Below are 10,438 nucleotides of genomic sequence, written 5' to 3' on the forward strand. Positions count from 1 at the left end.
TTGCCAGACGGGACGCCAGGGAAGTCTAGAGGGAGGACGGCAGCGCGTTTTTCAGCGGCTGGAGCCACTTTTCGTACGCGCGCCAATGTTCGACGGCGTCCGAGAAGATCGGCATGCGGACCTGTTCGGAGCTGGCCGTGCGCACAATACGGTCATTCTGATAATAGCGCAGGCAGTCTTCCTCAAACGGTAGGCCGCAGGCGGCGAGGAGGTTTCTTACGTTCGTTTCGAAATCGCCGACCAGTTCTTCGTACTGCATACGGACGATTCGCCCCGCCAGCACGGAGTCGAAATGTGCCATCAGGTCAACATAGTCGACGTAATAGCGGCCGATGTCGGTGAGACTGTAGGAGAAAGCCTGGCCGCGGGCGAAGTGCTGCTTGAAGCAGGAGAAGCCGCACGCCATCGGATGACGCCGCGCGTCGATGATCTTCGCCTTGGGCAGGATCAACGCGATGAAGCCGATATGGAGGAAGTTGTTCGGCATTTTGTCGATGAACAGCGGTCGGCCGAGCTTACGGTGAACGCGGGTGCGTTCGAGATACTCCTCGCCGAGCGCTTTCAACTCGGCCGGGGTCAGGCCGGCGAGCACATCGGGATAGAAGGCGGCGTGCCGCTCGTCGCGCAGACGCCCCACCAACCCAGCGATGTCCGGCAGTTCCATGGTGCCTTCGACCTGGGAGTGACTGGCGAGAATCTGCTCGATCAAGGTCGAGCCGGACCGCGGCAGGCCGACGATGAAGATCGGGTCGGGGGCATCGGAGCCCTGACCGGCGCGCGATGCGAAGAACTCCGCCGTCAAGGTCGACTTCAACAGCTCCTTGTGCGCGTGGGTCTTGTCCGGATCGTAATCCAGCATTTTGCGGCGGCGGGCGTTGGCCGCATCGTAGTGGGCGAATGACGTTTCGTACTCTTTGCGGTCCTCGAACGCCTTGCCGAGCGCGAAGTCGAGATGCAGGCGGTCCTCGTCCGACAAGCCATCGCGAGTCAGTGCACGCTGCATCGCCGCGATGTCGTCATCGCCGAACCGGAAGGTCTTGAGGTTTGCCAGACTCCACCATGTTTCCCCGAGAGTCGGCTGCAAACGAAGGCTGCGGCGGTAGGCGTCTTCGGCTTCGGCGCGGCGGCCGGCCGTTTTCAGGGTGTGGCCGTAGCTCATCCAGATCTTGGGCTGGTCGGCGACCACCTCGAGCAGTTCGCGATAGACGTCGATCGCCTTGCCGGTTTCGCCGAGCCGCGCCAGCACCGCCGCGTATTGATTGCGGTGCGACGGGTTTTCCGGATCGCGCGCCAACAGGGTTTCGAGTTCGGCCAGCGCCTCCACCGACCGGTTCTGGCGATGAAGCACGATCGCCAGATTGGCACGCGCGGCATCGAAACTCGGCGCCAGTTCGAGCGCCCGCCTAAGCAGCTTCTCCGCCTGTTCGTAGCGTTCGAGCCTTGCCGCGATTTCCGCCAGCATGCGGACGGCGCCGATGTCGGTCGGGTGATCCTTGAGCACCGCGCGCAGAATCCGTTCGGCGTCGGCGAGACGGTTTTCGAACAGCGCCGCGCCGGCTTCGATCAAGGCGCGGTCACTCACCGATGCTCCGACATGATGCATGTAGGCATCGTCGGCGGCGGCGTGGTCACCCAGCGCGGTATAAAGATCGCCGAGATCGCGCCAAGCGGCCGGATGCTTCGGTTCGTCGGCGACCAGCCGCTTAAGGGGCTCGAGCGCGTCCGCGAGCTTGCTTTGGGCGGCGAGGGCGGCGGCATAGAGCAGAAGCGTGTCGGGCTGGCCGGGAACGACCTTGAGGATTTCGCGCGCCTGGGTTTCCGCCATGGCCGGATCGACCGCGAGTAGCCGCATCAGATTGGTCAGCGCCGCCGACAGGCTGCCGCGCATGTGATCGCTCATGGAGACACCTCGAACCCGCCGCCGTTATGGCACGGGCTGGGAATGTGCAAAACCAGGAATAGGCGGAATGCGCGCGTCAGGGCTGCGGGGCTTGGGTCTGCAGCTTCTTATCCGCTTCGGCGTGTTGCTTTTTCTCCGCTTCGGCAGACGACGAGAACCAGCCGCGCGGATCGTACCAGGCGTGGGATTTCTGGCCTTCGTTCGGGGCCTCCGCGGCAGGGGCCAGGTCTTCGGGCTTCTTGTCGTCCTTCTTTTCCTCGGCCTTGGCGGCGGCTTCCATTTTGACCTCGGCCGGCGTGGGGAGAATCCATTTCACCACGGCGCCCGAATTGACCTCGGCGAGTTTGCCGTCCTTGATCGCCGGACGGTAATGCCAGGTTTTCACGCAAGCGACCGCCGCATCGTCGAGCCGCTGCGAACCGCTGGTATCGGCCACCGACACCCCCTCGACGGTCCCGTCGGTGAGAATCTTGAAGCTGACCTTGGTGTTGCCTTCTTCGCCCTTGGCGAGGGATTCGGACGGATAAAACTCGACGCCGCAGGTGTGCGGCTTGTCCTTGGGCGCCGAGGCTGATTGCGAGGGCAGCACCGTTTTCACCACCGGCACTTTGACGATCCTGGTGATGACGGCGGGCGTGGGCTCCTTGCCCATCATCTTGGCGCCCATGTGGTAGAAGAACAGCAGCGACGATCCGGTAGCGATCGCCCCCGCAACGAGCACCGCCCAGAAATGGTTGCGGAATCGCTCACTGCAGAACAGCCCTGACGACACCACGAAAATGATGAACTCGATGATGATCATGCCCTGAACCCTAGGTTCCCAACCCTAGCCTGCCTTCAGCCCCTGCGACAGCCGCGCATATTGCCTCCCCTGATCGTGAACGCCGCGAATACCCGCACCGCTTGCGCCGCTAAAGCCGGCCTTTATCCTGGCCGGGTCCGGGTCAAAGAGGGTTCCCATGTTCGCCGTACTTCGCCGCGCCGTCATCCCAGTGTTAATGGCCGCCGTGTTCGTGGCTGCCGCCCCGCCGCCGGTCAAGACGCAGAGCCCCGGATTCTACCGCCTGGCGGTCGGCAGCTTCGAAGTAACCGCCCTCTATGACGGAAATTTGCGCATCGGACCCCAGATTCTGCATGGGCTCGACCCCAGCGCCCTGCAGGGCCTTTTGGCGGGTGAATTCGCCGACACCAACGAGAAAGGTGTCCTGACCGCGATCAACGCCTACCTGGTCAACACCGGTGCCCACCTGATTCTGGTCGATGCCGGGCTCGGAACCTGCGGCGGGCCGGCGACCGGCCACCTGATCGACAACCTGAAAGCCGCCGGTTACCGGCCGGAGGATGTGGACGCCGTCCTGATCACCCATATGCATGGCGACCATGTCTGCGGTCTCAGCAAAGCGGGCGCGCGGCTGTTCCCGAACGCCACCGTTTACGCCGCCGACGCCGACCTCGCCTATTGGCTGACCACCCAGCCCAACGACCCCGCCGCGGAGTGGAAAAAGGGCGTGCAGCAGATGGTGCAGCCCTATAAGGCCGCCGGCGTGCTGAAGGGCTTCAAGCCCGGCACCGTCCTGTTCCCCGGTGTCACGGCGGTGGACACCAAGGGTCATACGCCGGGCCACGTCTCTTATCTGTTCCAGTCGTCCGGCCAGAGCTTCCTGGCGCTCGGCGACATCGTGCACGTGCATGCGGTGCAGTTCTCCCATCCCGAGGTCACGATCGATTACGATACCGATCAGGCGGCGGCCCGCGCGGCGCGGCTCGCACTGTTCGACCGCCTCGCCAAAGAGAAGTTGAGTTTCGGCGGAGCGCATCTGCCGTTCCCCGGCATCGGCCATCTGCGCAAGGACGCGAGCGGAACCGCCTACGTGCCGGCGGAGTACGCGCCGCTGCCTTAAAGAATTGTCGCGCTTTCAAACGGAAAACCGGATACCGCCGAATACGCTGGCGCTATCGGCTCCTGAAAGCGCTCTAAACCGGGAACAAACCCTGCTGCCTGACGTTGAGACAAGCGTCCAGCAGCAGGGATATCATGGCTATCCGTCCTCTCAAGCCTTTGCGCATCGGCATGGTTGCTCCGTTGTGCGAGGCCACACCGCCGCGATTGTACGGCGGCACCGAGCGGGTGGTGGCCAATCTGACCGATGCGCTGGTCGGGCTCGGCCATCAGGTGACGTTGTACGCGTCGGGCGATTCGATCACCAATGCGAAACTGGTGGCGTGCCGCCCGCAGGCGGTAAGGCTCGATCCGGCGTCGCTGAAATCCGACTGCGCCGCCCATCTGGCGATGCTCGCCGACGTCAAACGCGAAGCGCATAAATTCGACGTGCTGCATTTCCATGTCGATCTTCTGCATCTGCCGTTCTTCACCGACATCGCCGACCGCACGCTGACGACGCTGCACGGGCGCCTCGACATGAAGGACCTGGCGGAGGTCTACAGCCGTTTCAGCGAATATCCGCTGGTTTCCATTTCCGACAATCAGCGCGTTGCCATGCCGGATGCCAACTGGATGGCGACGGTGCATCACGGACTGCCGCCGCATGTCTACACGTTCAGCGGTCATCCCAACGGCGGCTATCTCGCCTTCCTCGGACGCATCTCGCCGGAAAAGCGGCCGGACCGCGCCATTACGCTCGCCAAGGCGACCGGCATTCCGCTCAAGATCGCGGCCAAGGTCGACAATGCCGACATGGCCTATTTCCATGCCGAAATCGAGCCGCTGCTGGATCACCCGCTGATCGAGTTCATCGGCGAGATCAACGACGCGCAGAAGGTCGACTTCCTCGGCGGGGCGCTGGCGCTGCTGTTCCCGATCGACTGGCCGGAGCCGTTCGGTCTCGTGATGATCGAAGCGATGGCCTGCGGCACGCCGGTGATCGCCTGGAATTGCGGCTCGGTGCCCGAGATCGTCACCGACGGCGTATCGGGGCGCATCGTCTCCTCCATGGACGAAGCGATCGTGGCGATCAAATCGCTGCATTGGCTCGACCGCCGCCGGGTGCGGGCCGAATTCGAACAGCGCTTCACCTCGCTGGTGATGGCGCGCAACTACCAGCGGCTTTACTACCTCGTATCGGGCGGGCAGGTGCGCAACGAAGGCCTGGAAAACGTGGGCTAGGCCATGTCGTCCCAGCCGCAACCGCACGCCGAACATCTGCGTCCCGATCCGCCGCCGCGGCTCAGGCTGTTCTCGCTCAAAGACGGCGACATGTTCGTCGTCACCGATTCCGTCGGCGACATATCGGGCCTCGGCGACGGACTTTTTCGCAACGATACGCGCATCCTCTCCTATCTGCAGTTCCGCGCCGACGGCATGAAGCCGGTGGTGCTCAACACCGCCCGTTCGCGCGACAACGTTTTTCTCACCGCCCATCTGGTGAACCGGCCGCTGGGCGGGCATTCGGAAACCGGCAACGTCCATATCGAACGCACCAAACTGTTGTGGAACGGCACGCTCTACGAACGCGTCACCTGCACCAACTACGGCAGCGCCGATGCCGAGGTGCCGATGATGCTGCGCTTCGCCGCCGACTTCGCCGACATTTTCGAAGTGCGCGGCACCACCCGCCATCGTCACGGCGCCCTGCAACGCCGGATCAACGGCGACGACCAGGTGCTGCTGATCTATGAAGGCCTCGATCATGTCGTGCGCACCACCTCGGTATCTTTCTCCGAACCGCCGCAACAGCTGACGCTCGACGAGGCGCATTTCCTCGTTCACCTCAAGCCGCGCGGGCGCCATGCGATCTACATCGAATACGGCATCGACCGCAGCGCCCGTCCCGACCGGGACCGCTATCGCGCGGCGGCGGCGGCGGCCTGCAAAGCCATGCGCGAAAACACGCGGCGCGGGGGGCGGCTCAAATCGTCGGGCCTGCGCTTCAACGACTGGATCGAACGCTCGCGCAACGATCTCGCACTGCTCACCACCGAAATGGAAACCGGGCCGTTTCCTTATGCCGGCATTCCGTGGTTCTCGACCGCCTTCGGCCGCGATTCCATCATCACCGCGCTGCAGACGCTGTGGCTCGATCCGCAACTGGCGCGCGGCGTGCTGCGCTTCCTGGCGCGCAATCAAGCGACGGAAACCTCCTCGTTCCAGGATTCCGAGCCCGGCAAAATCATGCACGAGACCCGCAAGGGCGAAATGACGGCGCTCAACGAGCTTCCTTTCGGCCAATACTACGGAGGCGTCGACACCACGCCGCTGTTCCTGATGCTGGTGTCGGCTTATGCCGAGCGCACCGGCGATCTTACGACCGTCGATGCGTTATGGCCGTCGGTCGAAGCCGCGCTCGGCTGGATCGAACAGATGCAGGCACGGTTCGGCAACGGGCTGCTCTCCTATCAACGCGGCGAGAAATCCGGCCTCGCCAACCAGGGCTGGAAGGACTCCGAAGATTCCATCTTCCATGCCGACGGGACGATGGCCCAAGGCCCCATCGCCTTGGTCGAAGTGCAAGGCTATGCCTACGCCGCCTTCCGCGGCATGGCGCGACTGGCGGAACGGCGCGGCGACCGCGATACCGCCGCCAAATGGAACGAACGCGCCAACACATTGCGCCAGACGGTCGAAAGCCGCTTCTGGAGCGAGCGTCTCGGCACCTACGGCATTGCCCTCGATGGCGAGGGCCGGCTGTGCGAAGTGCGCACCTCCAATCCGGGCCACCTGCTGTTCAGCGGTCTTCCCGAATTTTCCCGCGCCAGGAAAGTGACGATGGGCTTCCTCACGCCCGCCTTCGACAGCGGCTGGGGCATTCGCACGCTTGCCAGCACCGAAGCCAACTTCAATCCGATGTCCTATCACAACGGCTCGGTGTGGCCGCACGACACCGGCCTGTGCGTCGCCGGCATGGCGCGGTATGGCGAACGCGCCGCCTGCGTGCGTCTGCTCAATCAGATGTTCGAAGCCGCCGGGCATTTCGGCATGCAACTGCCCGAACTCTTCTGCGGTTTCGCCCGCCGTCCCGGCGAGCCGCCGGTGCATTATCCCGTCGCCTGCCTGCCGCAAGCCTGGGCGGCGGGTGCGCCGTTCATGCTGCTGCAGGCCTGTCTCGGCGTGCAGGTCGACGGCTGGGCCAAGGCAGTGACGGTCGAGCGGCCCTGGCTGCCGCCGCACGTCAACAAACTGAGCGTCTCCAACATCGCAGTCGGCGATCAGGTCATTACGCTGAAATTCGAGCGCCTGGCCGATCACGTGGTGGTGTCGTCCGACGCCGCGCTGCACCACGACGTGCCGGTGATGTTGCGGCTTTAAATACCTCTCCTGCGGGGCGCACGGCTGGCACCGCCCCCACCCGAAAAATCGCTCACCAGCCAGTGAAGGCTTGCTTCAGAGAATTTGGGTGCTCGCGATTTTTCGACCTACCCACAAGTGGGAGGTGAGGCCTCGATACAATTCATCGGATATAGAACAAATGGGGAAACTACCCGCACGCTTCAAGGGGAGTTTTGGGGGTGTGACAAACTGAACAAAACGAGTACAAATCAGAGGGTTGATCGAAATGGGGTATGCGAGCGGTTCGCGTTCGCACCATTCTGTCGCAGCCCCCTCCGGCCCTGCGGGCCACATCCCTCGCTATCCATGCGGAGTGCGGCTTGCCGGGTTGAGATCCCGAGGGAGGAAAGAATGGGCTGTGCGGGTGGGCGCTGGAGACCCGCGGGGGAGGAAAGAAGGCTGGTGAGGGCACGGGGGACTGCCCGCAAACAAAAACGGCGGACCTTGCGGCCCGCCGTCTGAACACTTTCTGTCCGTTGCCTTACGCGACGGCCAAATTCTGAACTTCGACCTGCGGTGCGAGCTGGTTGACCACGTCCGGCGAGGCCAGGCCCGTACCGGGCGACAGCAACGCGGCGCAGCCACCGGCAATCGCCATGCGGAAGGCCTCGGTCAGCGACTTGCGCTGGGCCAGCGACAGGATCAGCAGGGCGACGAAGCTGTCGCCGGCGCCGACCGTGCCGCGCACCTGAACCGGCGGCGGCTTGGCATGGATTGAGATATCGCGGCTGATCAGCATGGCGCCGTCGGCACCCATGGTCAGAGCCACGATCTCGGCCTTGCCGTTGACGACCAGATTCTTGGCGGCGTCGTGGCAGGCTTTGGTATCGGGGGTCTCGCCGATCAGGTCGGTGAACTCCGACAGGCTCGGTTTGACCAGATAGCAGCCGACATCGAGGGCATGCTTCAGCGGCGGGCCGGAGGTGTCGAGCACCAGCCGGGCGCCACCCGAAACCCGCAAATTGCGGGCGAGGCGGGCATAGAAGTCATGCGGCACGCCGCGCGGCAGTGAGCCGGAAGCCACCGAAAATCCGCTGCCCGAAGCCGCGGTCGTCAGGCCGAGACCTGCGGTCCACTCTTCTTCACCCAGCGTCGGGCCGGGCATCACGAAGCGGAACTGCTGGCCGGTCGACAGATCGTTGGCCGTGAAGTTGGCGCGGCAATCGCGAGCGATCATGAACGACTGATGGCGGACCTCTTCGGCCGCGACCAGACGCTCCAGCATGTGGCCGGACGGACCGCCGAGCGGGAAGATCGCCAGGGGTTCGGCCCCGAAGCGCTTCAGCACGCGGGCCACGTTGATACCGCCGCCGCCGGGATCGCGCCGCGTTTTGAGCGCGCGCATCTTGTGTTCGGTCATCATCTGCTTGACCGACACGCCCATGTCGATGGCCGGGTTCATCGTAAGGGTTACAATGTTCTCGGTCTTCATTCCCTTCCTCTCGAGGCCCGCCCCCAAAATGACAGCCCTGTCTTTTCGACCGGATACCATAACACTGCGGACGCTTATATGCGGACGAGGACCTATTTCTCGGGATTTAAGGTCACAGTCGCAAGTGGGACCGGTCTCATTGCCTTCTTGCGGCGCAAACCGGCCGAGATTGTGGCAGGCTTGCGCAAGATCCGTTCGCATCTTCCCGCGAGCAGCGTAAACAAATCGCGAATCCCGCGAATCGGAGAGACCCGATGAGTCCGTTCACCCGCGCCGGTCTTGCCGCCGCCCTGACCCTCGCCGTTGCCCTGACCGGGGCGGAGGCGGGGAAGAAGAGGGTGATGCCTAGCCCTCCTCCGGACGACAGCCACGTTGTTGTCATCACAGGATACTTGGTCGAGGAAGTGGCGACTGAGACCGTTCGCGCGGCCTGGACCCAGTATGGCCCTGGGGGTGTCCTTGAGGCCCGCGTCGTGGTCAGCGGGAAGACGTGTCCGGATATCGCCTTCGACTTAAAACGGCAGCCGATGCAGCTGCGCGCGTCGGCCGACAGCGGGTTTCTGACCGTGTGTTCGGCGCCGGTCCCCGCCGGAACCAAGCAGGCCGCGCTCGCTTTTCGGAAGTTCGACAACAAACCTCCGAAAATTGGAGCCGATGAGACGGCCTGGAAGACATGGATAGAAAAGGAATACGGCAGTCCTATTCCGACGCATCCAAGCGCTCCGGTTGCAAACGAAGAATGGCGTCAGCGCATTGAAGCAAAGACCAAATACGACCTCGTCCCGCTGCCCGTCCCTGTCGCCGATCCGCAGCGCATTATCATTATTGGGGACGGCGGCTGCCGCTCCAAAGGAGACAAGCATCAGGACTGTTTGAAGCCGGAAGCGTGGCCGTTCGCGCAAGTGGCGGCCGAGGCGGCAAAACTGAAACCCGATCTCGTCATCCATGTCGGCGATTACGTCTCGCGCGAGCAGGCGTGCCCGGCCAACGTCGCGGTCTGCCAGAACCAGCCGTTCGGCGACAACTGGGCGGCCTGGGATGCCGACACTTTTACGCCGTTGAAGCCGCTGCTCGCCGTGGCGCCGGTGGTGTTCACGCGCGGCAATCACGAGGACTGCAATCGCGAAGGCCTCGGCTTCTTGCGGCTCTTGGGACCGCAGCCGTTCGATCCCAAGGCGGGTTGCATCCCGCATCTGCCGCCCTATTCGGTACCGTTCGCGCGTCTCAATCTCGTCGTGTCCGACAATGCCGATGCGCCGGAGACCAGCGTGGTGGAGCCGTCGGTGCCGGTGTACCGCACCGAAATCGCCAATCTCGCCAATGAGAAGGCGCCGACCTGGTGGGTGCTGCACCGGCCGGTCTGGGGTCTGATCTCGGGGCCGCTGGGCGTTCCGATCGGCGGCAACCAGACTTTGATCGCGGCGGTTCCGGAAAGCGGAATCCCGGCGCCGGTCGAGCTGATGCTGTCCGGCCATATCCATACCTTCGAGGCGATCAACTACACGCCCGAGCCGCGCGTGCCACCGCAAATCCTCTCGGGGCGGGGCGGCGACCTGATGGACCCGACGCCGGCCAATCTCCATGGCGCCATCTTCCAGGGCTCGTCGGGGGTGCACGTCAAGGACGGCATTTCGGTGCCCGAGTTCGGCTTCTCGCTGATGACAAGGACGGAAGACGGCTGGCGGATCGACGTCTACGACGGACACGGCCGCATCCAGCGCGTTTGTCAGTTTCACAACAGCCGAGTCGATTGTCCGGTGGCGAAACGGTAGGCGGAGCAGCGTGTCATCCCCGTCGTCGCGCTACGCGCTATGCCGGGTCG

Annotated in this window: 7 protein-coding genes; 4 read left to right on the top strand and 3 right to left on the bottom strand. The window is 63.8% G+C overall.

Annotation, left to right across the window (positions count from 1 at the left end):
* Nucleotides 1-25: 25 nt before the first annotated feature.
* Nucleotides 26-1,900, bottom strand: coding sequence for a tetratricopeptide repeat-containing sulfotransferase family protein (locus FHS84_RS16135; RefSeq protein WP_166936208.1), 1,875 nt, complete (start codon nt 1,898-1,900; stop codon nt 26-28).
* 76 nt (nt 1,901-1,976) lie between these two features.
* Nucleotides 1,977-2,702: an energy transducer TonB gene (locus FHS84_RS16140; protein ID WP_166936210.1), complete on the bottom strand. Its 726-nt coding sequence runs from the start codon at nt 2,700-2,702 to the stop codon at nt 1,977-1,979.
* A 157-nt stretch (nt 2,703-2,859) separates the two neighbouring features.
* Here FHS84_RS16140 and FHS84_RS16145 point away from each other — a divergent pair, with 157 nt between their 5' ends.
* From FHS84_RS16145 to FHS84_RS16155, 3 genes are all read left to right on the top strand, one after another.
* On the top strand, nt 2,860-3,801 hold the full coding sequence (locus tag FHS84_RS16145) for an MBL fold metallo-hydrolase (protein WP_166936212.1): 942 nt from the start codon (nt 2,860-2,862) through the stop codon (nt 3,799-3,801).
* A 158-nt stretch (nt 3,802-3,959) separates the two neighbouring features.
* Complete coding sequence (locus tag FHS84_RS16150; protein WP_166936654.1) at nt 3,960-5,024, top strand: glycosyltransferase; 1,065 nt, start codon at nt 3,960-3,962, stop codon at nt 5,022-5,024.
* Between the two features lie 3 nt (nt 5,025-5,027).
* On the top strand, nt 5,028-7,163 hold the full coding sequence (locus tag FHS84_RS16155) for an amylo-alpha-1,6-glucosidase (protein ID WP_166936214.1): 2,136 nt from the start codon (nt 5,028-5,030) through the stop codon (nt 7,161-7,163).
* A 502-nt stretch (nt 7,164-7,665) separates the two neighbouring features.
* Here the strand turns inward: FHS84_RS16155 and FHS84_RS16160 are convergent.
* Nucleotides 7,666-8,616 carry a 1-phosphofructokinase family hexose kinase gene (locus tag FHS84_RS16160; protein ID WP_166936216.1) on the bottom strand — a complete coding sequence of 317 codons (951 nt, stop codon included), beginning with the start codon at nt 8,614-8,616 and terminating at the stop codon, nt 7,666-7,668.
* A gap of 254 nt (nt 8,617-8,870) precedes the next feature.
* On the opposite strand from FHS84_RS16160, the gene FHS84_RS16165 reads away from it, so the two are divergent.
* On the top strand, nt 8,871-10,388 hold the full coding sequence (locus FHS84_RS16165; RefSeq protein ID WP_166936218.1) for a metallophosphoesterase family protein: 1,518 nt from the start codon (nt 8,871-8,873) through the stop codon (nt 10,386-10,388).
* Nucleotides 10,389-10,438: the final 50 nt, after the last annotated feature.

This window comes from Rhizomicrobium electricum (assembly GCF_011762045.1).
Taxonomy (GTDB): Bacteria; Pseudomonadota; Alphaproteobacteria; order Micropepsales; family Micropepsaceae; genus Rhizomicrobium; species Rhizomicrobium electricum.

Coding starts and splice junctions, on each gene's coding strand:
- FHS84_RS16135 (WP_166936208.1), bottom strand. CDS start 1,900: ATGAGCGATCACATGCGCGGCAGCCTGTCGGCGGCGCTGACCAATCTG.
- FHS84_RS16140 (WP_166936210.1), bottom strand. CDS start 2,702: ATGATCATCATCGAGTTCATCATTTTCGTGGTGTCGTCAGGGCTGTTC.
- FHS84_RS16145 (WP_166936212.1), top strand. CDS start 2,860: ATGTTCGCCGTACTTCGCCGCGCCGTCATCCCAGTGTTAATGGCCGCC.
- FHS84_RS16155 (WP_166936214.1), top strand. CDS start 5,028: ATGTCGTCCCAGCCGCAACCGCACGCCGAACATCTGCGTCCCGATCCG.
- FHS84_RS16160 (WP_166936216.1), bottom strand. CDS start 8,616: ATGAAGACCGAGAACATTGTAACCCTTACGATGAACCCGGCCATCGAC.
- FHS84_RS16165 (WP_166936218.1), top strand. CDS start 8,871: ATGAGTCCGTTCACCCGCGCCGGTCTTGCCGCCGCCCTGACCCTCGCC.